Raw genomic sequence first — 22,232 nt, 5'->3', positions numbered from 1 at the left:
TCTCTGCGCCCGCGCCCGCGACGACAAGCGGTCCGACAGATTCGGTCAAAATATAATCCGCCGCTGGCGCAAATCAGCCCTGTGCACGCTGGCCGGCTGACGAGCATTGGCGCAACCCTGTTATGATCGGCGACGACTTTTCCGGCAACCCACTTTCAGCAGATCACGAGCGAATCCATGAGCACCGACAAGACCAATCAGTCCTGGGGCGGCCGCTTCAGTGAACCCGTCGACGCCTTCGTCGCACGTTTCACCGCCTCCGTCACGTTCGACCAGCGCCTCTATCGCCACGACATCATGGGCTCCATCGCCCACGCCACGATGCTGGCCAAGGTCGGCGTACTGACCGATGCCGAACGCGACAGCATCATCGCGGGCCTGACCACCATCCAGGGCGAAATCGAGGCCGGCAACTTCGACTGGCGCGTGGACCTGGAAGACGTGCACATGAACATCGAAGCGCGCCTGACCGACCGTATCGGCGTCACCGGCAAGAAACTGCACACCGGGCGCAGCCGCAACGACCAGGTGGCCACCGATATCCGCCTGTGGCTGCGCGACGAGATCGACCTGATCCTGGCTGAAATCACCCGCCTGCAAAAAGGCCTGCTGGAACAGGCCGAGCGCGAAGCCGGCAGCATCATGCCCGGTTTCACGCATCTGCAGACCGCCCAGCCGGTGACCTTCGGGCACCACATGCTGGCCTGGTTCGAAATGCTCAGCCGCGACTACGAGCGCCTGGTCGACTGCCGCAAGCGCACCAATCGCATGCCCCTGGGCAGCGCCGCGCTGGCCGGCACCACCTACCCGATCGACCGCGAATACACAGCCCAGTTGCTGGGTTTCGACGCGGTCGGCGGCAACTCCCTGGACAACGTCTCGGATCGTGACTTCGCCATCGAGTTCTGCTCGGCGGCCAGCATCGCGATGATGCACCTGTCGCGCTTCTCCGAAGAGTTGGTGCTGTGGACCAGCGCGCAGTTCCAGTTCATCGACCTGCCAGACCGCTTCTGCACCGGCAGTTCGATCATGCCCCAGAAGAAGAACCCGGACGTGCCGGAGCTGGTACGCGGCAAGACCGGCCGGGTGTTCGGCGCCCTGATGGGCCTGCTGACCTTGATGAAGGGCCAACCGTTGGCCTACAACAAGGACAATCAGGAAGACAAGGAACCGCTGTTCGACGCCGCCGACACCCTGCGCGATTCGTTGCGGGCGTTTGCCGACATGATCCCGGCGATCAAACCCAAGCACGCAATCATGCGTGAAGCGGCGCTGCGCGGCTTCTCCACCGCGACCGACCTGGCGGATTACCTGGTGCGCCGTGGCCTGCCGTTCCGTGATTGCCACGAGATCGTCGGCCATGCGGTGAAGTACGGCGTGGAAACCGGCAAGGACCTGGCGGAAATGAACCTGGAAGAACTGCGCAAGTTCAGCGACCAGATCGATGAGGACGTGTTTGCCGTGCTGACCCTGGAAGGCTCGGTGAATGCCCGCAACCATATCGGCGGGACTGCGCCGGCGCAGGTGAAGCTGGCCGTTGCACGCGGCCAGGCGCTGCTCGCCAGCCGCTGATCCGTAGTGTAGGGAAGCCAGGCAAGAGCGATTTCAAGCCTGGCTGAACCCTGTGGCGAGCGGGCTTGCCCGCGCTGGGCGGCGAAGCAGCCCTAAAACCTGCGACCCTGGCACATCAGACAGACCAAGATATCAGCGTTTGCGACTGCTGCGCAGCCGAGCGCGGGCAAGCCCGCTCGCCACAGGGTCGTGCCCGATCTCAAAAGGGTATTGCGCTGTACCCAGCTCCACGCCGCGCATTTCTTATTTCTTGGCCGCAACCATCGCCAGGAACGCCGGCATCCCGGCTTCCTTGTCCGCCGCAATCCGCTGCACATTCGGCCACTGCTGCAAGCGCTCCAGCAATGCCTTGGCCTCAGGCATCTCGGCCATGAAATCAATCCCGAACAACTTCTGGCCGACCGCGCAGGCCAGGTCGACGCTGTAGAGAAAATAGATATCCGCCACGCTGAACTCGCTGCCCGCGACATAAGGCGCAAACGCGCCATGACGCTTGAGCGAGGCAAAGCCCAACAGTAATTCGGCCTTGGTCTTCTCCTTGATCGCCTCCGGCACCGGCATCCCGAAGAAGGCTTCAGCAAACGAAGCACGCGCCGGCAACTCGATGTACAACTCGATTTCCTTGGCCAGCGCCAACACCCGGGAACGCTGGAAAGGATCGGCCGGCAGCAGCTTCAGCCCCGGCTGGGTGTCATCGATATATGGCAGGATCACCGCGGTTTCGTTGATAAACCCTTGCGCGGTACCCAGCACCGGGACCTTGCCACGAGGACTGATCGCCAGGGCTTCCGGGGTCTGTCCGGCATAAAACGGCACTTCCTCGAAGGGCACGCCCTTTTCCAGCAGCGCCAGCTTGACCATGTTGTAGTAGTTGCTGACCGCGAATCCATAAAGTTTGAGCATCACAAAGCCTCCAGGCCGTGCAGGGGGTTGGCCCCGGCAGTTATAGAGCCTCGAACGAGCTCTCGCCAGCAGCATCACGCCGCTGAATGCAGTTAAACTGGTCGCCTTTCCTTGAGGAGTCCGCCATGAGCGAACCAACCGATATCGACAACGACGACGAAGCGTTCGCCGAGAGCACCCTGACCCAGGCCATCGAAAACCAGATCGAGACCGACAATCCGCCGGCGGCCAAGGCGATCTTCAACAAACTGACCCTGGTGGGTTACGAGCGCGAAGAGATCCTCAACCTGATGGCCCATGTGCTGGCGGTAGAGATCGATGCGATGCTCGATGAGGATCGCCCGTTCAACACCGAATGGTACGAGACCGCCTTGCGCGCCCTGCCGGAGCTGCCGCCCGAGAACCAGTGAAGCCACTGGATTTGCCGCGCCTCCCGTCTACACTGAAAACGCCCCGCCACCACCCGGGTCCGGGGCGTTGTCCCCAGCGTCCGGCCACACACGCATCGAAGACTGGACAGAGCGCTCAACTGCGATCACCTTAGGGGCGCTGTCGTCCAATAATTCCTAGAAAGTCTGGAGTCCTTATGTCGTATACCCCTGAGCTGGTTGCCGAACTGGAAATCCTTGCACTGTTCAATCTGGACAATTCCCAGGAAGGCCTGAAAATTCATCAGACCGCTGCCCCAAAAGCCATCGCCGCCGCCCAACGCCTGTTCGAGAAAGAGCTCATCACCCAACCCGATGGTGGTTACCTGACCAGCCTGGGCCGTGACGCCGCCGAACATGCCCAGGGCCTGCTGACCATCCTGGACATCAAAGAAGCCGCCTGACCCCTCGCCGCGCCCACGGGATCTCCTCCTGCCGGATCTCGCGGGCGCCGACGACAAGACGCCGAAAAACCGGCGTCAAGAAAAAATCTATTTAAGCGTCCTGGCACTTCGGCGCTAAACTGCCACCCTTGCAACCCCCTTCCTTTCGAGCCCCGCGAGCCGGTTTGAGTTAGACATGACGCGTACCCACGAAATTCGCCCGAACCTGGACGAGGGAATCGATCGCAAAGTCCTCAGCCAACTGCGTGCGCGCTTCCTCAAGCTCAACCAGGGCCGCCTGGATCGTGCCCTCGAAGGCCTGTCACCGCGGCAACAGGTAGTGCTGAACCTGCTGCCGCTGTTTTTCCACGTCAATCACCCGCTGCTGCCCGGTTACGTCTCCGGCAGCACCCCGGCCGGGCTATCGCACTACGAGCCCGACGAACTGGCCCTGGCCGAAGCCCAGCGCCTGACGCGCTCCTTTTCCTATAAGACCCGCCACGGCAATCCGCCGCGGCCGATCCACGGCCTGTTCCTGATGGGCAGCCTCGGTACCCTGGCCCAGGCCGAGCAGAGCGACATGGACATGTGGGTCTGCCACGCCAGCGATCTGAGCCAGGGCGAACTGGCCGAACTGCGCAAGAAGTGCCAGTTGCTCGAGGAGTGGGCCGCCAGCCAGGGCGCCGAGGCGCATTTCTTCCTGATCGACCCGAGCCGCTTCGTACGCGGCGAGCGCGACACGCAACTGAGTTCGGAAGACTGCGGCACCACCCAGCACTACCTGTTGCTGGACGAGTTCTACCGCACCGCCATCTGGCTCGCCGGGCGCACACCGCTGTGGTGGCTGGTGCCGGTGTACGAGGAACGGCACTACGACCAGTACACCCACACCTTGTTGTCCAAGCGCTTTATCCGCGCCAACGAAACCGTCGACCTCGGCCACCTGGCGCGGATTCCACCGGGAGAATTCATCGGTGCCGGGCTCTGGCAACTGTTCAAGGGCATCGAGTCACCCTACAAATCAGTGCTCAAGCTGCTGCTGATCGAGGTCTACGCCAGCGAGCACCCGCAAGTCGAGTGCCTGAGCCTGCGCTTCAAGCAGGCGGTGTTCGCCAACCAGTTGGACCTCGACGAGCTGGACCCCTACATCGTGGTCTACCGGCGCATCGAGGAGTATCTCCAGGCCCGCAACGAACCGGAACGCCTGGAACTGGTGCGCCGCAGCCTGTACCTGAAGGTCAACCGCAAGCTCACCGGCCAGGGCGCGCGCAGCACCAGCTGGCAGCGTCGACTGCTGGAACGGCTGGCCAGCGAATGGGGTTGGGACCGTCGGCAACTGGCGCTGCTCGACAGCCGCAGCCAGTGGAAAGTCCGCCAGGTCAGCGCCGAACGCCGGGCCCTGGTCAACGAACTCAATTACAGCTACCGCTTCCTGACCCAGTTCGCCCGTACCGAACAGGCGGTCAGCCTGATCAACAAGCGCGATCTCAATGTCCTCGGTCGCCGCCTGTACGCCGCGTTCGAACGCAAGGCCGGCAAGATCGAGTTCATCAACCCCGGCATCGCCCCGGACCTGGCCGAAGACACCCTCACCCTGGTCCAGTCGCCGAACCGCAAGGAACCGGGGCAAACCCACTGGGGCCTGTACAACGGCAGCCTGAACGCCCTGGAATGGGAAAATTTCGCCCCGATCAAGCGCAGCCGCGAACTGCTGGAACTGTTGACCTGGTGCCACCGCAACGGCGTGATCGACGCCACCACGCGCCTGTCACTGCACCCCGGCAGCAGCGACCTGACCGAGTTCGAACTGTTCAACCTGCTGGGCAGCCTGCAACAAACCCTCGCCCTGCCGCTGGGCAGCGTCAGCGAGGAACAGTTGCTGCGCCCCAGTATCGCGGCCGAGGTGCTGCTCCTGGTGAACGTCGGCGTGGACCCGCTCAAGCACCATCGCGACCTGAATATCCTGATGACCACCGAGCGCACCGACTCCCTGAGTTACGCCGGGGTCAGGGAAAACCTGGTGCTGACCCTCGACCAGGTGACGCGCAACAGCTGGAATGAAGTGCTGATCAAGCGCTACCACGGCCCCCATGCACTGCTCGACTGCGTGCGCGATTACCTCAACCACCTGCCTGTCGGGCGCCCACTACCACGGTTGCGGGTACGCTGTTTCTGCCACAACCGCGCGCAGTTCATTGCCCAGCGGGTCGAGGAAGTGCTCAACACCGCCCAGGAACTGCTGCTCGGCAACCTCAACCATCGTTATCTGGTCCAGGTCCAGCAGCACTATCACGTCCTGGAGCTGGTGGCGGGCCAGGTCAAGCATGTCGCCCTGGACAGCCTGCCGGCGCTGTTCAACTACCTGAACCAGGATCTGTCCGTCTACAGCCCGCTGTACCTGGATATCCGGGCAATGGAGGAGCACGACCTGGCCCTGGCGCTGCCCATGGGCCAGCCCGAATGTGTGCAGGTGTTCTATCGGATCAACGAGACGTACGCCGAACTGTACGTGCTGGACGAGTTCAACGCCCTCTGGCAGCAACGCTTGCCGTTCCATGACGAGCAAAGCCTGCTGGTGCCGCTGCAACGCTTCCTGCAGTCGATTCTCTACCGCCGCGAGGCGCTGATGCCCATGGACACGACTCAGCCATCGGCGGCGCTGGAAACCCTGTACTACCAGTTGCTGCCCACAGGCCCCGGGCGAGCGCGCCGGGTTGAAGCCCGGCCGGCGCCACAAACTCCGGTCAACAAGCCGTTCTATGACGTCCAGGCGATTGTCGGCAAGGCCGGGACGGACATGGTCCAGGTCACCTTGTACTGCAATCAGCGGGAGTTTTCCGAGCTGGAATACGGTGACCAGCTGTTTATCACGGTCGCCCGGGAAATCGTCGGGCAGCGCCGGGAAGTCGAACGCTACCGCTGCTACATCACCGACCTCGACCTGAGCGCGCTGATCGGTGACGGACAGGGTTCGAGCAATCTCTACCTGCGCTACAAGGCCGAACTGGAAAGCGCGCTGAACCTGGCACTGGACCAGGTCTGAGGGCGCCAGCTGGGATCGGCGCTCGGGCGGTTACACGCCGCAGCGCCCGCACCTGGCGAAAAGCGCCGCGGCGGGCTCAGAGGTGGAAGTCGCCGGCGGCTTCCGGCTGGTATTCCACTTCCAGCAAGTTCAGCTTCAGGGTCTTGCCGCCCGGCGCCGGCCAATTGATGTGCTGGCCCACCTGCAAACCGAGCAGGGCGCTGCCCACCGGCGCCAGAATGGAAATCCGCCCTTCATCGGCATTGGCATCCTGCGGATACACCAGGGTCAGGTGATAGTCCTTGCCGCTGACCTCTTCACGACAGTGCACCCGGGAGTTCATGGTCACGACACCGGCGGGCACTTCTTCGTGACCTACCACGCTGTCGGCACGGTCCAGTTCGGCTTGCAACGCGATGACGCCGGGCAGCGTGTCGTCCAGGCTGTCGATCAGGCGCTCCAGACGTTGCACGTCAAGGCGGGTGAGGATGATGGAAGGTGCGGTGCTCATGATCCAGGCAGACTCCTTTTTTCTGCACGATAAAAGCAAAACCCCGCCACGAAAGGCGGGGTTTTCACAGGCCTCGTCGACGCGAGGCGTACCCGGACACTACCACAGCGGCGTAAATACACAACCCGGGAAAAGGGCCCGGTCCGGTGCAGAGATGGGATCTAGAGGACTGACCTGTGGCGAGGGGGCTTGCCCCCGTTGGGGCGCGAAGCGGCCCTGAAACCGTTGAGCGCGGTTTGTCAGGTAAGACGCATCCGCCGGGTTTACGGCTGCTTCGCAGCCGAACGGGGGCAAGCCCCCTCGCCACAGGCAAGCCCCTGCCACAGGCAGCTCCATCGCCACAGGCAGCCCCCTTCTCCACAATGCCCCAGCGACCTCGTCAGGCCCGGGCCTGGCGCTGCCGGGCCTGCTCGCAGATCGCCCGGCGGCGCGCGTCATCCGCCGCGCGCCACTCGCGGATATCCTCGACGTGCCGAAAACAGCCGATACAAATTTTCTGCTCATCCAGCCGGCAAAGGCTCACACAAGGCGACGGCACGGCCGGGCTGACGTTGCTGTACAACGGCTTCGCCGGGCGTACCGGGGCGGTTTGCTGCGTCACGATCAGATCTCTTCGAAATCCAGGTCGACACCGGCCTGGTCCAGGGTAAAGCGCGCCAGGATCTCGTTGAGCTTCTCTTCGCTCTTCACACAGAACCAATAGCTGCCGTCTTCATCCTCGCTGCTGCTTTCCTTGTACTCGAAGTGATAGCCGCCGGTGGGCTTGGACGTCGCCAGCCAGAGCTGACGCAGCGGCTCCTGGCGACTGAAGATCAGCTGGCTGCCGCCTTCGAACTTCACGGTCAGCACACCGCCGGAGTTTTCCAGGTCCACATCCAGGCCACTCTCGTCGAACACATCTTCCAGATTTTGCTGGGTGTTATCGACCAGATCGTGAAAACGGGCTTCAGTCAAACTCATTGCGCGAACCTCGAAAAATGCCTGTCCCTTCAAGCGCCGCAAGATACGAGCGCTCCCGGACGATTGCAAAGCATAACCACGTGGGGCCAAGAGTGACATCAATAATCCACAAACGGTGCCCGGGCACCGCCGGACGGGCAGCGGCCCGCATAGGCAAGCCGCCGGGTGGCCGGTATACTCCGGCGCAATTAATGCTTTTTCAAAGGATTTCGCCATGAAGCGCCTGATCTCTTCCCTTGCTGCGCTCCTCGCGATCGCTTGCCTCGTTTCCGCCTGTGGTCAAAAAGGTCCGCTGTATCTGCCGGACGACAACCAGAACCCGGACGACCAGGCCAAGTCCTCGCAGGCCAAAGCGCACAAGCACGACACCTCCTACTAAGGGATCACCATGGAAGCCTTTAACTACCGTGGCGGGGAGCTGTTCGCGGAAGGTGTAGCCTTGTCCGCCATTGCCGAGCGCTTTGGCACGCCAACCTACGTCTACTCCCGTGCCCACATCGAGGCGCAGTACAACGCCTATGCCAATGCCCTCGAAGGCATGCCGCACCTGGTCTGCTTCGCGGTGAAAGCCAACTCCAACCTGGGCGTGCTGAACGTCCTGGCGCGCCTCGGTGCCGGTTTCGATATCGTCTCCCGTGGCGAACTGGAGCGGGTCCTGGCCGCCGGCGGCAGCGCCGACAAGATCGTCTTCTCCGGCGTCGGCAAGACCCGTGAAGACATGCGCCGCGCCCTCGAAGTCGGCGTGCACTGCTTCAACATCGAGTCCACCGACGAGCTGGAACGCCTGCAAGTGGTGGCCGCCGAGCTCGGCGTGCGTGCGCCGATCTCGTTGCGGGTCAACCCGGACGTCGACGCCGGCACCCACCCGTACATCTCCACCGGGCTCAAAGAGAACAAATTCGGTATCGCCATTGCCGATGCCGAGGATGTCTACATCCGCGCCGCACAGCTGCCGAACCTGGAAGTGCTCGGCGTCGATTGCCATATCGGCTCGCAACTGACCACCCTGGAACCCTTCCTCGACGCCCTCGACCGCCTGCTCGCGCTGGTCGACCGCCTCGGCGAATGCGGCATCTACCTGCAGCATATCGACCTCGGTGGCGGCGTCGGCGTGCGTTATCGCGACGAAGAGCCGCCCCTGGTCGGCGACTACATCAAGGCCGTGCGCGAGCGTATCGCCGGTCGCGACCTGGGGCTGATGTTCGAGCCAGGCCGCTACATCGTCGCCAACGCCGGCGTGCTGCTGACCCGGGTCGAGTACCTCAAGCACACCGAACACAAGGATTTCGCCATCGTCGACGCGGCGATGAACGACCTGATCCGTCCGGCCCTGTACCAGGCCTGGATGGGTGTCAGCGCCGTGCGTCCACGCGCAGCCGCCGGGCGGGTCTACGACATCGTCGGGCCGATCTGCGAGACCGGTGACTTCCTGGCCAAGGAACGTCAGCTAGCCCTCGAGGAAGGCGATTTGCTGGCCGTGCATTCGGCCGGCGCCTACGGTTTCGTCATGAGCTCCAACTACAACACTCGCGGCCGCGCCGCCGAAGTGCTGGTGGATGGCGAGCAGATGTTCGAAGTGCGTCGTCGCGAGACGCTCGCCGAGTTGTATGCCGGCGAAAGCCTGCTGCCGGAGTAAGACCATGCTGCTGCGTTTTACCAAGATGCACGGCCTGGGCAATGACTTCATGGTCCTCGACCTGGTCAGCCAGCACGCGCACATCCAGCCCAAACACGCCAAGCAATGGGGAGACCGCCACACCGGCATCGGCTTCGACCAGTTGCTGATCGTCGAGGCGCCGAGCAATCCGGAAGTGGATTTCCGCTATCGGATCTTCAACTCCGACGGTTCGGAAGTGGAACAGTGCGGCAACGGCGCGCGCTGCTTCGCCCGTTTCGTGCTCGACAAGCGCCTGACCGCCAAGCGCCAGATCCGCGTCGAAACGAAGAGCGGGATCATCGAACTGGATGTCCGCCAGGACGGCCAGATCAGCGTGAACATGGGCCCGCCGCGCCTGGTGCCGGCCGAGATTCCGTTCCAGGCCGAGCAACAGGCCAGCAGCTACGCCGTGGATGTCGACGGCCAGAGCGTCGACCTGGCCGCCGTGTCCATGGGCAATCCCCATGCGGTACTGCGGGTCAGCGACATCAACAGCGCGCCGGTGCATGAATTGGGACCGAAGATCGAGCATCACCCGCGCTTTCCGGCCCGGGTCAACGTCGGCTTCCTGCAAGTGATTGACCGCCACCGCGGACAACTGCGAGTCTGGGAACGTGGTGCCGGGGAAACCCAGGCCTGCGGGACCGGCGCCTGCGCCGCCGCGGTGGCGGCCATCAGCCAGGGCTGGATGGATTCGCCGGTGACCCTCGACCTGCCGGGTGGGCGGCTGTCCATCGAATGGGCGGGTGTCGGCGAACCGGTGATGATGACGGGTCCTGCCGTTCGGGTGTATGAAGGACAAGTGCGTCTATAAGCGAGCCAATACCATGACCGACCAGCCTCAGGTTCCAGCCGAACAGCCCAACGAGTCGCCTGCACAGAGCCTTGAGGCGGCGCAGGTCGCCGCCTACCTGGAGGCCAATCCGGATTTCTTCGTCGCGCACGAGGAACTGCTGCCGGCGTTGCGTATTCCCCATCGACGCGGCGATACCGTGTCGCTGGTCGAACGCCAGATGAAGATCCTCCGCGAGCGCAACATCGAAATGCGCCATCGCCTGTCGCAACTGATGGACGTGGCCCGGGACAATGATCGCCTGTTCGAGAAAACCCGCCGCCTGATCCTTGCGCTGATGGACGCCGCCAGCCTCGACGACCTGGTCATGGCCGTGGAAGACAGCCTGCGCCAAGACTTCCAGGTGCCCTTCGTCAGCCTGATCCTGTTCGGCGACAACGCCATGCCGGTGGGCCGCTGGGTCAGCCATGCCGAAGCCCAGCAAGCCATCGGCGGCCTGCTCTCGGAAGGCAAGAGCATCAGCGGCAGCCTGCGTGAGCACGAGCTGGACTTCCTGTTCGGCGAGGAGCAACGCAAGCAGATCGGCTCCACCGCGGTGGTCGCCATCAGTCATCAGGGCGTGCATGGCGTCCTCGCCGTGGCCAGCCGTGACCCGCAACAGTACAAAAGCTCGGTAGGCACCCTGTTCCTCAGCTATATCGCCGAAGTCATGGGCCGCGTGGTTCCGCGCTTCACCCCCGCCCTGCGCTCGGTGCGCTAGTCATGGAGCGACAGCTGGATGCCTACTGCGAGCACCTGCGCAGTGAGCGCCAGGTGTCGCCCCATACGCTGCAAGCTTATCGTCGCGACCTGGACAAGGTCATGGGCTTTTGCGCCAAGGAACAGATCGGCAGCTGGAGCGCCCTGGATATCCAGCGCCTGCGCCGCCTGATCGCCCGCCTGCACCAGCAGGGCCAGTCCTCTCGCAGCCTGGCCCGGCTGCTTTCGGCGGTGCGCGGGCTGTACCAGTACCTCAACCGCGAAGGCCTGTGCAACCACGACCCGGCCATCGGCCTGGCCCCGCCCAAGGGCGAACGCCGCCTGCCCAAGACCCTGGACACCGACCGCGCCCTGCAACTGCTGGACGGCGGAGTGGAGGACGACTTCATCGCCCGTCGCGACCAGGCCATTCTTGAGCTGTTCTACTCCTCGGGTCTGCGCCTCTCGGAACTGACCGGACTCGATCTGGAGCAACTGGACCTGGCCGACGGCCTGGTGCAGGTCCACGGCAAAGGCAGCAAGACCCGCGTCCTGCCCATCGGCCGCAAAGCCCGGGAAGCCTTGCACGGCTGGCTGCCGTTGCGCGCCCTGAGCAATCCGCCGGATGATGCGCTGTTTGTCAGCCAGCAGGGCCGCCGCCTGGGCCCGCGGGCCATTCAGTTGCGGGTCAAGGCCGCCGGCGAGCGCGAACTGGGGCAGAACCTGCACCCGCACATGCTCCGGCACTCCTTTGCCAGCCACCTGCTGGAATCATCCCAGGATTTGCGCGCCGTGCAGGAACTGCTCGGCCACTCGGACATCAAGACCACGCAGATCTATACCCACCTGGACTTCCAGCACCTGGCAACCGTCTATGACAGCGCCCACCCCCGGGCCAAACGCAGCAAGGACAGTGAGTAATGACGATTCAGCTGATCACCTTCGACCTCGACGACACCCTGTGGGATACCGCACCGGTGATCCACAGCGCGGAGAACGTTTTGCGTGAATGGCTGGCCGAGCATGCACCAAACCTGGGCGGCGTACCGGTGGAACACCTGTGGGCGATCCGCGAACGGGTACTGCTCAAGGAGCCGACGCTCAAGCACCGGATCAGCGCCTTGCGCCGGCGTGTGCTGTTCCATGCCCTGGAAGAAGCCGGTTATCCGCACGCACAGGCCTCGCAGCTGGCGGATGAGAGCTTCGAGGTGTTTATCCACGCCAGACACCAGATCGAGGTGTTTCCGGAGGTTGAGCCGACCCTGCGGGCCCTGGGCCGCTCCTTTGCCCTGGGAGTGGTCACCAATGGCAATGCCGACGTGCGCCGTCTCGGGCTCGCCGACTATTTCCGCTTTGCGCTGTGTGCCGAGGACATCGGCATTGCCAAGCCGGACTCGCGACTGTTCCATGAAGCCCTGGTGCGCGGCGGGAATGTTCCGGCCAGCGCGGCGGTGCATATCGGCGACCACCCCGGGGACGACATTGCCGGGGCCCAGCAGGCCGGCCTGCGGGCGATCTGGTACAACCCCACGGGCAAGGCCTGGGAAGCGGAACGGCAGCCGGATGCGCAGGTTCGCAGCCTGACCGAGTTGCCGGTACTGCTGGCCGACTGGAACAGCCCTGCCTGAGTACCACTTGTGGCGAGCGGGCTTGCCCGCTCGCCACAGACCCGCCGCCCCTGCCCAATCAGGAGCCATGAAAAAGCCCGCAGCGACGGCGGGCTTTTTCAACAAAGCAGAAACCGGACGCTGAAACTCAGATAGGCCGGCTACCGTATTTGTTATCCGGCTTCTTGGGTGGATCGGCCACCACATTGGCCTCGACTTCCTGCACCTTGCCGCCACGCGCCAGGAACTCTTCCATGGCCTTGGCCAGGGCATCGCGCTCCTTGTTCTTGGCTTCAACACTCGGCAGTTCGTCAACCGATACCGCAGCCTTGGCCTTGCCCTTGGCAGTCGGTACCGGCGCGTCACCGCCGTCGTCGTCGGCAACGTCTACGTCTTCGGCCGCCGCTTCCAGGCCTTCTTCGGTTTCGTCGTCTTCACCGACCTCAAGGTCGTCGTTTTCCAGATCATCGTCGCTCATGTTCTACCTCATGACTTGCGAAAAGCAGATTAGTTATAGCCCAGCTACGCCGACTGTCGAAGGCCGCCGGAAAAAATTCAACATCCGCTGAACACCAGCGGCTTATGCCCCGTCACCATAAAGGGTGGCAAGGACTTTACGAGCACCGCCATGATCCCGGTGCTCGCCCAGATAGACACCTTGCCAGCTACCCAGGGCCAACCGTCCCGCCGTTACCGGCAAAGTCAGCTGACAGCCTAGCAAACTGGCCTTGAAGTGCGCCGGCAGGTCGTCCGCGCCTTCGTCGTTGTGTTCATAATCGGCCTTGACCTGGGGTACCAGCCGGTTGAAAAAACGTTCGAAGTCGCGACGGACCGCCGGATCGGCGTTCTCGTTGATGGTCAACGAAGCCGAGGTATGCTGCAGCCACAAATGCAACAGACCGACCTGGCATGCCTGGAGCCCAGGCAAACCGTCGAGCAACTCCTGGGTCACCAAATGAAAACCCCGGGGCCTGGCCCGCAAGGTAATCAGGGTCTGTTGCCACATACAGTTCTCCGCCCTTCGGCGCGCATTCTAGCGCGCTGTGGAAAAAAGCAAAGCGCCTAATACTCTTGCTTTGCTGTAAGCAATTGGCCCTTACAAAAACGCCCTGGGGTTTTGGCCGTAATGCCTTTGGATAAATCCTTTCAGTACTTTTTTCAAGGACAAATTCCAGGCAAAAAAATGCCCGGCAAGCCGGGCAATTTTTTTTGCTGCGTTTACACGTTGTAACCGCGCTCGTTGTGTTGCGCCAGGTCCAGGCCCACCGACTCTTCTTCGTCGGTCACACGCAGCCCCATCACGGCGTCCAGCACCTTGAGGATGATGAAGGTGACGATCGCCGTGTAGATGACGGTAAAGCCGACACCTTTGCACTGGATCCAGACTTGTGCCGCGACGTCGGTGGTGGCTGCGTTGAAGCCGCCCATCGACGGTGCCGCGAACACACCGGTGAGGATCGCGCCGAGGATACCGCCGATACCGTGCACGCCGAAGGCGTCCAGGGAGTCGTCGTAGCCCAGTTTGCGTTTCAGGGTGGTGGCGCAGAAGAAGCACACCACGCCGGCCGCCAGACCGATGATCAGCGAGCCCATCGGGCCAACGGTACCGGCAGCCGGGGTGATGGCAACCAGACCGGCAACCACGCCCGAAGCGATGCCCAGGGCACTTGGCTTACCGTGGGTCAGCCACTCGGCGAACATCCAGCCCAGTGCGGCGGCGGCGGTAGCGATCTGGGTGACCAGCATCGCCATGCCGGCGGTGCCGTTGGCCGCGGCGGCGGAACCGGCGTTGAAGCCGAACCAGCCGACCCAGAGCATGGCCGCGCCCATGAGGGTGTAACCGAGGTTATGTGGCGCCATCGGGGTGGTCGGGAAGCCTTTACGCTTGCCCAGCACCAGGCAGGCCACCAGGCCAGCGACACCGGCGTTGATGTGCACCACGGTGCCGCCGGCGAAGTCGAGCACGCCCCAGTCGCCCAGCAGGGAACCCGGACCGCTCCAGACCATATGCGCAATCGGCGCATAGACCAGGGTGAACCACACGCCCATGAACACCAGCATCGCGGAGAACTTCATGCGTTCGGCGAAGGCACCGACGACCAGCGCCGGGGTGATGATGGCGAAGGTCATCTGGTAGGTGACGAACACCGACTCGGGGAACAGCGACGTCGGCCCGGTGATGCTGGCCGGCGTGATGCCCGCGAGGAAGGCCTTGGCCAGGCTACCGACGAAGGAGTTGTAGTTGACGACGTTGGCTTCCATCCCGGTGGTGTCGAACGCCATGCTGTAGCCATAAATGAACCACAGGATGGTGATCAGGCCGGTAATGGCGAAGCACTGCATCATCACGGAAAGAATGTTTTTCGAGCGCACCATGCCGCCGTAGAACAGCGCGAGGCCTGGGATGGTCATGAACAGCACGAGGGCTGTCGAGGTCAGCATCCAGCTGGTATCGCCGGAATTGAGGACTGGAGCAGGTACCGGGTCCGCCGCCATGGCCAAGGCTGGCATTACGAGGGACAACAGGGCTCCTAGCCCTGCGAATTTACGCAGAGTCATATTGTTTTCTCCTGGGGCGTTGGGGTTTGGCGGCTTAGATTGCGTCGGTATCGGTTTCGCCGGTACGGATGCGAATAGCCTGTTCCAGATTGACCACAAAGATCTTGCCGTCACCGATCTTGCCGGTGTTGGCCGCCTTGGTTATCGCCTCGATAACCCGGTCAAGATCCTTGTCGTCAATGGCGACATCAATCTTCACCTTGGGCAGGAAGTCGACCACGTATTCCGCGCCGCGATACAGCTCGGTGTGACCCTTCTGCCGACCGAAGCCTTTGACCTCAGTAACGGTAATGCCCTGCACGCCGATCTCGGACAACGACTCGCGCACGTCGTCCAACTTGAACGGCTTGATGATGGCAGTGACTAGCTTCATGAAACTCTCTCCCGAATTGGTGGACTTGCCCCAGGAAAACAAACCCGACTCAAGTCTAAGCGCAGTGCCTGGCTTTGTAACGCATCGTCGGTCCACATCTACCGCTCGACGCCAGCTAACCGCTGCTGGCGAAACTTCCCAGCTTCGTCTGCCGCACTGCATTCGTCACAGCGACTGCATCAGTGCATGGGTCACTGGCAACTAAGCAGAAAGCTTGCCAGCTCCGTAAAAATCATTGATTTCAGTCCCTTGGCCGCTGTGGAGGGTGAAAAAGCACGTTGCACCCGGGCGATACGCACAACAACGGTGCGCACTGCGCTGGCGTGATGCGCGAAAACCGTGCGCCCACCCCCATGGAAATGACTATAGACACTGCGTGGTACACTGGTCGGTAATCTGTTTCCGGAACCTTAGCCATGCTTGCGCCCAAAGCTTTCCTCGATGCCCTGAGCGGCCACGCCTCCCGTTTGTTCAGCGGTGAACCCCCCCTGCCCCGCCAGGAATTCGAAAGTCAGTTCAAGGTGCTGTTGCAGAGCGGCTTCAGCAAGCTCGACCTGGTCAGCCGCGAGGAGTTCGACAGCCAGATGGTGGTGTTGGCGCGGACCCGTGCACGGTTGGAGAGTTTGGAGGCGAAGGTGGCGGAGCTGGAGGCGCGGCTGGCTCCAGCCCAGCAATAACCTCCGGCACCACCGCTGCATCGAACCGCTGAGCCGCTATCCAGGCGCATTCGGTCCATGGGCAGGCCAGCAGCCTTCCTGGCACATGGGATCAGAGGCGGAAACGGCCGACCAGCGTATTGAACGACAGGGCCAGGTTCGACAACTCCTGGCTCGAAGCGCTGGTCTGGTGCGCGCCAGCGGCGGTCTGGGTCGAAAGACTCTGGATATTCACCAGATTGCGATCGACCTCACGGGCCACATGGGCCTGCTCCTCGGAAGCCGTGGCGATCACCAGGTTACGGTCATTGATCTGCGCAATACCGTCGGCGATCTGTTCCAGCGCCTCGCCGGTGGTCTGGGCCAGGCCCTGGGTCTCGGTCACCAGCGCCTGACTCTTGCCCATGGCATCGACTGCGCTGTCGGCACGGTTCTGTACCGCGCGAATCATGCTCTCGATTTCACCGGTGGACGCCTGGGTGCGCGCAGCCAGGGCGCGAACCTCATCGGCGACCACGGCGAAGCCGCGACCCTGCTCGCCGGCGCGGGCGGCCTCGATGGCCGCATTGAGGGCCAGCAGGTTGGTCTGCTCGGCGATCCCGCGAATCACCTCCAGCACCTTGCCGATATCGCGAACCTGCACGGCAAGGTCCCTGACCAAGCCGGTGGATGCAGTGATTTCCTGGGTTGCATTGTTGATCGCCTGCATCGCGCTACGTGCCTGGTCGCGGCCATTGCTGGCCCGCAGACTGGTCGATTGCGAGGCTTGCGAGGTGGAGACCGCATTGCGAGCCACCTCTTCGACTGCCGAGGTCATCTCGGTCACAGCCGTGGCCGCCTGCTGGATCTCGTCATTCTGCCGGGTCAAGGCACGGCTGCCATCGTCGGTGACCGCCGTCAGCTCCTCGGCGGCGGAAGCCAACTGATCCGAAGCGCTGGCAATCTGCTGGATCGTCGACTTCAGGCTGGCCTGCATATCCCCCAGGGCCTTGAGTAACTGGCCGGCCTCATCGCGGCGCTGACTGCTGATGTGCTGGGTCAGGTCGCCCTCGGCGATGCGTTGCGCGCAATCGACCGCCGTGGCAATCGGTCGACTGATCAGGCGACTGATAAACAGCCCCAACAGCAACGCCGCTATAAAGGCCACGATAATGCCGCTGTACAACACGGTCCTGGCCGATACCTCTTGAAGCGTGGCGGCCTTGGCATCTTCACTGATCTGGCGATCATTGGAGTCGATCATGATGGTCAACTGATCCATCACCTTGCGATAAGTCTTCTGCAGGTCACCCAGCAGCAGGGTGCGCCCCTTCTCCAGGTCGCCGGCCGCCATCAGCGCCACATACTGCTGCACCATCGCCTGGTAGACCGGCCAGTCGCGGGCCATCTGATCGCCGGCAAGGCGCTCATCTTCGGCCAGGGGCCCTTTGCGATACGCGGCGAACGCCTGCTCGCTGGCCAACTGGTTGGCTTTCATCGAGGCGAGAAACTCATCCTTCATGCTCTGCGGGGCATTGCCCGCGGTGGCGACATACAGCCGGTACATGTCACGCGTCTGGCCAACCGCCTTGGTCTTGGTCTGCGAGGTGTTGGCGACCGAGACCAGGTTGTTGCTGAACACCGCCTGCAGGCGCGCCGACAACGCGGAAACACCGCTGATGCCGAGCATCCCCACAGCGAGCGTGATCAAAGCGCAGAGGACAAAGGAAGTGATCAGTTTGGTCGAGAATTTTGCGTCATTGAGCCAGTTCATCGGTGGATCCTCATAGGGTGCTGATCGCACAGCCCTGTTATGTGTGCATTTCCCTGCTCCCGCGTGATGCCAGGTGAAGGGACCGTGTCGGAACTCCATCGCCACTCGAGCCCGTCAGGCGACAGCGCAGGCACTACCGGCGCAATGCCTGGCGGTTTTTTTCAACATGACGTCGTACCACGGCACAAACGCACAAGCCAAAACCCCCGCCGGCTCTCAAGCTTGATGGGGTCAAAAAGAACGACTTCCTTTCTCGCCGTCCCATCGCACTCACGATGATTCCGGCCTACATAACGCTGAAATACCCTTTCTAGAGCCATCCACATAAAAAAATAAATAGTGGCCATCTGCCATTTTTGTTGAGAAAGATTACCTCATATGAAATATTAACTGCAATGTACGACATCGTATGACGCTAAAAAACCTTTGCCGTATCCGAGCAAGATCACGCGAGCAAGCCAAACCGTGAGGAGTTACCTATGCATCCGCAGAGGATGGGTCAGCCATTGCCAGGTGTGCACAAGGCAAAACCCATGAGGATTACGATCGCTGGGGGCCTGGCCCTGATGGCGGTCAGCCTGACGGCGCATGGCGAGGCGCTTGATGCCAGCGCTTCGCCAGGCAAACGCCTGGCGCTGGCTGCTGATTGCGTGGCCTGCCATAGCAGCGACACGGGCAAGCCCTTTGCCGGCGGTTACCCACTCAACTCGCCGATGGGTGTCATCTACTCGACGAATATCACCCCGTCGAAAACCGCCGGTATCGGCAATTACAGCCAGGCCGACTTCTCCCGCGCCGTGCGCGACGGCGTGACCCCGGATGGCACCCGCCTGTACCCGGCGATGCCCTATACCTCCTACGCGAAGCTGACCGATAGCGATGTCGCCGCCCTGTATCAGTACTTCATGCAGGAAGTCGCGCCGGTGGATGTGCCCAGCCGCAAGACCGAACTCGACTTTCCGTTCAATATCCGCACCTCGATGCGCGGCTGGAACGTCCTGTTCCACAGCCAGAAACGCTTCGTGGCGGATCCGGACAAGTCCAGGCAGGTCAATCGCGGCGACTACCTGGTCAATGCGCTGGCCCATTGCGACACCTGCCATACCCCGCGCAACTTCCTGATGGCCGCGGATAACGACAAAGCGCTGTCCGGCGGCTCGCTGGGGGCCTGGTACGCACCGAACATCACCTCGGACAAGACCAGCGGGATCGGTGCCTGGTCGAGCGACGAGATCGTCGCCTACCTGCGCAGCGGCCATGTCGAGGGCAAGGCACAGGCTGCCGGACCCATGGCCGAGGCGGTCGAGCACAGCCTGCAGTACCTCGCCGAAGATGACCTCAAGGCCATCGCGGCCTACCTGTTGCAGACCCGCCCCATCGCCAGCGGCGAGCGCCAGGCCCGGCATACCTTCGGCCAGGCGTCGAACGACGAACTCAGCCTGCGCGGTGGCAATCCGCAGGACAATCCGGGCTGGCACATCTTCAGCGGAACCTGCGCCAACTGCCACCAGGCCAACGGCCAGGGCAGCCGCGAGTACCCGTCACTGTTCCATAACACCGCGACCAGCCGCCGCGACAACCTGATCGCGACCATCGTCTACGGCGTGCACCGCGAAGTCGACGGCAGGGCAATCGATATGCCCGCCTTCGGCCCCGACGCGCTGTTCACTGATCGCCTCGACGACCAGCAGATCGCCGATGTCAGCAATTACGTCCTGTCTCGCTACGGCAATCCCGAACTGAGCGTGAGCGCCGCCGATGTGGCGCGCGTACGCGAAGGTGGTCCCAAGGCACCGCTTGCCGTGCTGGCGCAGTTCAGCGTGCCTGGCCTGATCATGCTCGGCCTGCTGATCATCCTGGCACTGTTCAGGTTCAAGGTGCGTCGTCGGTATAGGGAAGCCTGAGCAATGGAAACTTCGATGATTGACAAGTACGTGCCCGCACCATCCGCCCCCACCCATGCCTTGTCCCGCCGCAGCCTGCTAAGCGGCTCGGTCACCCTGGGCCTGGCGGCCCTGGTCGGCGGTTTCGGAGCCTGGCAACCGGTCATGGCCATGGCCGAAAGCGACCAGGACTTTATTGCTTTGTCGCAATTCCTGGTCAGCCGCCCGGTCAACCCGGCCCTGGCGGCACGCTACTACCGCGCCCTGAGCCGGCGCGCGGCGAATTTCAGCGGCAATGTCGGCGCCCTCAAACAACTGATCGCCGGACAGGGCTTCAAGCATGTGGATGAATACCTCGCCCTGGCCAACCCCGATCCAGCATTGAAGGCGACCGCGACCAGCATCATTTCGGCCTGGTACCTGGGCACCGTCGGCGAGCTCGCCGACGCCGAGCTGGTCAGCTACGCCGAGGCACTGATGTACCGTCCGACCCACGGCATCCTCATCGTCCCAACTTACGGTGGCGGCCCCGACTCCTGGGGCAGCAAGCCAGCCGACACTCAGGATTTCAAACTATGAGCAGCATGGCTTACGACGCCGACGTGGTCGTCATCGGTTCCGGCGTGATGGGTGGCCTGATTGCGAGCAACCTGGCCAAGGCAAACAAATCCGTGATCGTCCTCGAAGCAGGCCCACGGGTGAACCGCCGCGAGATCGTCGAGACCTTCCGCAATTCCGCAGTCAAACTGTCGCTGGCCAATGCCAAGCTGCAGGGGGCAGGCTCGCCCTATCCGAGCCTGCCACATGCGCCATCCACCTATGGCGACTACCTGCAGCAGGTCGGCCCGGTCAAATACAACACCTCCTACCTGCGCGTGGTCGGCGGCACCACCTGGCACTTCGGCTCCTCGCTGTGGCGCATGCTTCCCAATGACTTCCGCCTCAACTCCCTCTATGGTCGTGGGCGTGATTGGCCGATCAGCTACGACGAACTGGAGCCCTTCTACGCCCGTGCCGAAACCGAGCTGGGCGTCTCCGGGGTCGATGGCCAGGACGAAAGCGGCCAGGGCGGCAAAGCCTATCCGCCGCGCTCGATCCCCTACCCGATGCAGGGCCTAAAGCCGAGCTACATGTTCCAGCGCCTCTCGACCCTGCTGAGCAAGGGTGGCTACCACCCGATCCTCGAACCCAACGGCCGTGCCACCCGCCCCTATGGCAAGCGCCCACCGTGCGCGGGCAACAACAACTGCAACCCGGTCTGCCCGATTGCCGCCAAGTACGACGGCTCGATGCATATCGACGAGGCCGAGCGCCATGGCGCCAAGGTCCTGGAAAACTCGGTGGTGTATAAAATCGAGGCAGGCGACGATGGCAAAATTACCGCGATCTGGTACATGCGCCCGGACAAGACCCAACATCGCCTGACCGCCCGTTACTTCGTGTTGGCGGCCTATGGCATCGAATCGCCGAAGCTGTTGCTGATGTCCACCTCCGAGAAATATCCCAATGGCATCGCCAACGCTTCCGACCAGGTTGGCCGTAACCTGATGGACCACACCGGCGTCAGCATGAACGTGATGACCAAGGAGGACATGTGGCCCGGCGAAGGGCCGACCCAATTGCTGGTGTACCTGAACAGCCGCGACGGCGCCTTCCGCAAGGACTACCCGAGCTACAAGATCAAGGTCCGCAACACGGTCCCGACCTCGCAGATCACCAGCAACCTGATCGCCAAGGGCGTGCTCGGCTCGAAGCTCGACGAACAGATACGCCTGCAGTCGGCACGCTCGCTGAACTGGGCAGTGGACTTCGAGACCCTGCCGCTGCCGGAAAACCGCATCACCCCGAGCAAGACGCGCTTCGACGCGATCGGCCTGCCGATGCCGGAAATCTACTACAGTGTCCCCGACTACTGGCATGCCGGTAAGGAAAAGGCGCTGGAGGATCTCAAGCAGTTCGCCCATCTGCTCGACGCCGATATCCTCGGCACTGATGTCAACTTCCAGAACCGCCAGCACATCATGGGCACCACCATCATGGGCGACGATCCAAAAAACTCGGTGGTCGACCGCGACTGCCGCAGCCATGACCACGCCAACCTGTTTATCGCCGGAACCAGCGTGATGCCATCGTCATCTTGCGTGAACCCCACATTGACCGGCGCCGCGCTGAGCATTCGTATCGCCGATCAATTGCTGACGGAGGTGTAGACCTCTACCGTGACAAGCCAACCTGGCTTGTCACGCCTCCTCGGACATGGAGCGAATTGTCCCTTTATTAGAATCAATGATTCCCGTTTTTGCCGGATTGTTTCGAGAGATACAGAACAATAAAGTACACCCATGCCGCAGCCACTGACCGAAACGACAAGCTGCCGCCGAATTCAATCTCTCAACACTCTCGACTCATAAGGAAATCAATCATGTCCAACCGC

The 22,232-nt window shown here is 62.5% G+C and carries 23 protein-coding genes; 14 read left to right on the top strand and 9 right to left on the bottom strand.

The features are described 5' to 3' along the window. Positions 1 to 177: 177 nt before the first annotated feature. Complete coding sequence (argH, locus tag M5B96_RS02825) at positions 178 to 1,572, top strand: argininosuccinate lyase (protein ID WP_248794982.1); 1,395 nt, start codon at positions 178 to 180, stop codon at positions 1,570 to 1,572. Positions 1,573 to 1,815: 243 nt separating this feature from the next. On the opposite strand, the gene M5B96_RS02820 is transcribed toward argH, so the two are convergent. Then, entirely contained in the window at positions 1,816 to 2,475 is a 660-nt protein-coding gene (locus M5B96_RS02820) for a glutathione S-transferase family protein (protein WP_248794981.1), read from the bottom strand. A gap of 125 nt (positions 2,476 to 2,600) precedes the next feature. On the opposite strand from M5B96_RS02820, the gene M5B96_RS02815 reads away from it, so the two are divergent. The 3 genes from M5B96_RS02815 to M5B96_RS02805 all read left to right on the top strand — a co-directional run bounded on the left by M5B96_RS02815 (position 2,601) and on the right by M5B96_RS02805 (position 6,329). Beyond that, positions 2,601 to 2,885 carry a hypothetical protein gene (locus M5B96_RS02815; protein WP_248794980.1) on the top strand — a complete coding sequence of 95 codons (285 nt, stop codon included), beginning with the start codon at positions 2,601 to 2,603 and terminating at the stop codon, positions 2,883 to 2,885. A gap of 176 nt (positions 2,886 to 3,061) precedes the next feature. Next, entirely contained in the window at positions 3,062 to 3,307 is a 246-nt protein-coding gene (locus M5B96_RS02810; RefSeq protein ID WP_191490120.1) for a TIGR02647 family protein, read from the top strand. A 175-nt stretch (positions 3,308 to 3,482) separates the two neighbouring features. Beyond that, on the top strand, positions 3,483 to 6,329 hold the full coding sequence (locus tag M5B96_RS02805; RefSeq protein ID WP_248794979.1) for a class I adenylate cyclase: 2,847 nt from the start codon (positions 3,483 to 3,485) through the stop codon (positions 6,327 to 6,329). 76 nt (positions 6,330 to 6,405) lie between these two features. On the opposite strand, the gene rnk is transcribed toward M5B96_RS02805, so the two are convergent. From rnk to cyaY, 3 genes are all read right to left on the bottom strand, one after another. Then, on the bottom strand, positions 6,406 to 6,819 hold the full coding sequence (gene rnk / locus M5B96_RS02800) for a nucleoside diphosphate kinase regulator (protein ID WP_248794978.1): 414 nt from the start codon (positions 6,817 to 6,819) through the stop codon (positions 6,406 to 6,408). 379 nt (positions 6,820 to 7,198) lie between these two features. Beyond that, positions 7,199 to 7,423, bottom strand: coding sequence for a DUF1289 domain-containing protein (locus M5B96_RS02795; protein ID WP_248795407.1), 225 nt, complete (start codon positions 7,421 to 7,423; stop codon positions 7,199 to 7,201). Next, complete coding sequence (gene cyaY, locus M5B96_RS02790) at positions 7,423 to 7,779, bottom strand: iron donor protein CyaY (protein ID WP_248794977.1); 357 nt, start codon at positions 7,777 to 7,779, stop codon at positions 7,423 to 7,425. The genes M5B96_RS02795 and cyaY overlap by 1 nt, the downstream gene beginning before the upstream one ends. Before the next feature lie 214 nt (positions 7,780 to 7,993). Here cyaY and lptM point away from each other — a divergent pair, with 214 nt between their 5' ends. From lptM to M5B96_RS02760, 6 genes are read left to right on the top strand one after another with little or no spacing between them, the layout of a single operon-like run. Continuing rightward, positions 7,994 to 8,158: an LPS translocon maturation chaperone LptM gene (lptM, locus tag M5B96_RS02785; RefSeq protein ID WP_248794976.1), complete on the top strand. Its 165-nt coding sequence runs from the start codon at positions 7,994 to 7,996 to the stop codon at positions 8,156 to 8,158. 9 nt (positions 8,159 to 8,167) lie between these two features. Next, the gene (gene lysA / locus M5B96_RS02780; protein ID WP_248794975.1) at positions 8,168 to 9,415 is read left to right on the top strand and encodes a diaminopimelate decarboxylase; all 1,248 of its coding nucleotides are present in this window, start codon (positions 8,168 to 8,170) and stop codon (positions 9,413 to 9,415) included. 4 nt (positions 9,416 to 9,419) lie between these two features. Then, positions 9,420 to 10,250, top strand: a complete 831-nt coding sequence (gene dapF / locus M5B96_RS02775) for a diaminopimelate epimerase (RefSeq protein WP_248794974.1) — start codon at positions 9,420 to 9,422, stop codon at positions 10,248 to 10,250. 13 nt (positions 10,251 to 10,263) lie between these two features. After that, positions 10,264 to 10,989 (top strand): DUF484 family protein, encoded by a 726-nt coding sequence (locus M5B96_RS02770; protein ID WP_248794973.1) that lies wholly within the window; start codon positions 10,264 to 10,266, stop codon positions 10,987 to 10,989. Positions 10,990 to 10,991: 2 nt separating this feature from the next. Beyond that, positions 10,992 to 11,888 carry a tyrosine recombinase XerC gene (xerC, locus tag M5B96_RS02765; protein ID WP_248794972.1) on the top strand — a complete coding sequence of 299 codons (897 nt, stop codon included), beginning with the start codon at positions 10,992 to 10,994 and terminating at the stop codon, positions 11,886 to 11,888. Continuing rightward, complete coding sequence (locus tag M5B96_RS02760; protein WP_248794971.1) at positions 11,888 to 12,595, top strand: HAD family hydrolase; 708 nt, start codon at positions 11,888 to 11,890, stop codon at positions 12,593 to 12,595. The genes xerC and M5B96_RS02760 overlap by 1 nt, the downstream gene beginning before the upstream one ends. A 127-nt stretch (positions 12,596 to 12,722) precedes the next feature. On the opposite strand, the gene sutA is transcribed toward M5B96_RS02760, so the two are convergent. From sutA to glnK, 4 genes are all read right to left on the bottom strand, one after another. Beyond that, the gene (sutA, locus tag M5B96_RS02755; RefSeq protein WP_040071667.1) at positions 12,723 to 13,052 is read right to left on the bottom strand and encodes a transcriptional regulator SutA; all 330 of its coding nucleotides are present in this window, start codon (positions 13,050 to 13,052) and stop codon (positions 12,723 to 12,725) included. A 102-nt stretch (positions 13,053 to 13,154) separates the two neighbouring features. Next, complete coding sequence (locus M5B96_RS02750; RefSeq protein ID WP_248794970.1) at positions 13,155 to 13,580, bottom strand: secondary thiamine-phosphate synthase enzyme YjbQ; 426 nt, start codon at positions 13,578 to 13,580, stop codon at positions 13,155 to 13,157. Positions 13,581 to 13,792: 212 nt separating this feature from the next. Then, the gene (locus M5B96_RS02745; RefSeq protein WP_191490132.1) at positions 13,793 to 15,133 is read right to left on the bottom strand and encodes an ammonium transporter; all 1,341 of its coding nucleotides are present in this window, start codon (positions 15,131 to 15,133) and stop codon (positions 13,793 to 13,795) included. Between the two features lie 34 nt (positions 15,134 to 15,167). Then, the gene (gene glnK / locus M5B96_RS02740) at positions 15,168 to 15,506 is read right to left on the bottom strand and encodes a P-II family nitrogen regulator (protein WP_002555808.1); all 339 of its coding nucleotides are present in this window, start codon (positions 15,504 to 15,506) and stop codon (positions 15,168 to 15,170) included. Positions 15,507 to 15,922: 416 nt separating this feature from the next. Here glnK and M5B96_RS02735 point away from each other — a divergent pair, with 416 nt between their 5' ends. Beyond that, a complete protein-coding gene (locus M5B96_RS02735; protein ID WP_248794969.1) occupies positions 15,923 to 16,183 on the top strand; it encodes an accessory factor UbiK family protein in 261 nt (86 codons plus the stop codon). Positions 16,184 to 16,274: 91 nt separating this feature from the next. Here the strand turns inward: M5B96_RS02735 and M5B96_RS02730 are convergent, their stop codons facing one another. Then, positions 16,275 to 17,915 carry a methyl-accepting chemotaxis protein gene (locus tag M5B96_RS02730; protein ID WP_248794968.1) on the bottom strand — a complete coding sequence of 547 codons (1,641 nt, stop codon included), beginning with the start codon at positions 17,913 to 17,915 and terminating at the stop codon, positions 16,275 to 16,277. A 533-nt stretch (positions 17,916 to 18,448) separates the two neighbouring features. Here M5B96_RS02730 and M5B96_RS02725 point away from each other — a divergent pair. The 3 genes from M5B96_RS02725 to M5B96_RS02715 are packed head-to-tail and all read left to right on the top strand — an operon-like array spanning position 18,449 to position 22,008. After that, complete coding sequence (locus M5B96_RS02725; RefSeq protein WP_248794967.1) at positions 18,449 to 19,819, top strand: cytochrome c; 1,371 nt, start codon at positions 18,449 to 18,451, stop codon at positions 19,817 to 19,819. A 15-nt stretch (positions 19,820 to 19,834) separates the two neighbouring features. Continuing rightward, a complete protein-coding gene (locus M5B96_RS02720) occupies positions 19,835 to 20,377 on the top strand; it encodes a sorbitol dehydrogenase family protein (protein ID WP_248794966.1) in 543 nt (180 codons plus the stop codon). Then, positions 20,374 to 22,008, top strand: a complete 1,635-nt coding sequence (locus M5B96_RS02715; protein ID WP_248794965.1) for a GMC family oxidoreductase — start codon at positions 20,374 to 20,376, stop codon at positions 22,006 to 22,008. Before M5B96_RS02720 ends, M5B96_RS02715 begins: the two co-directional genes overlap by 4 nt. Positions 22,009 to 22,232 lie beyond the last annotated feature (224 nt).

Origin of the sequence: Pseudomonas sp. MWU13-2105, from assembly GCF_023242315.1 — a bacterium.
In the GTDB taxonomy this organism is placed as follows: Bacteria; Pseudomonadota; Gammaproteobacteria; order Pseudomonadales; family Pseudomonadaceae; genus Aquipseudomonas.
The sequence above is the reverse complement of the archived record's forward strand: the minus strand, read 5'-3'. Positions and strand labels throughout refer to the sequence as shown.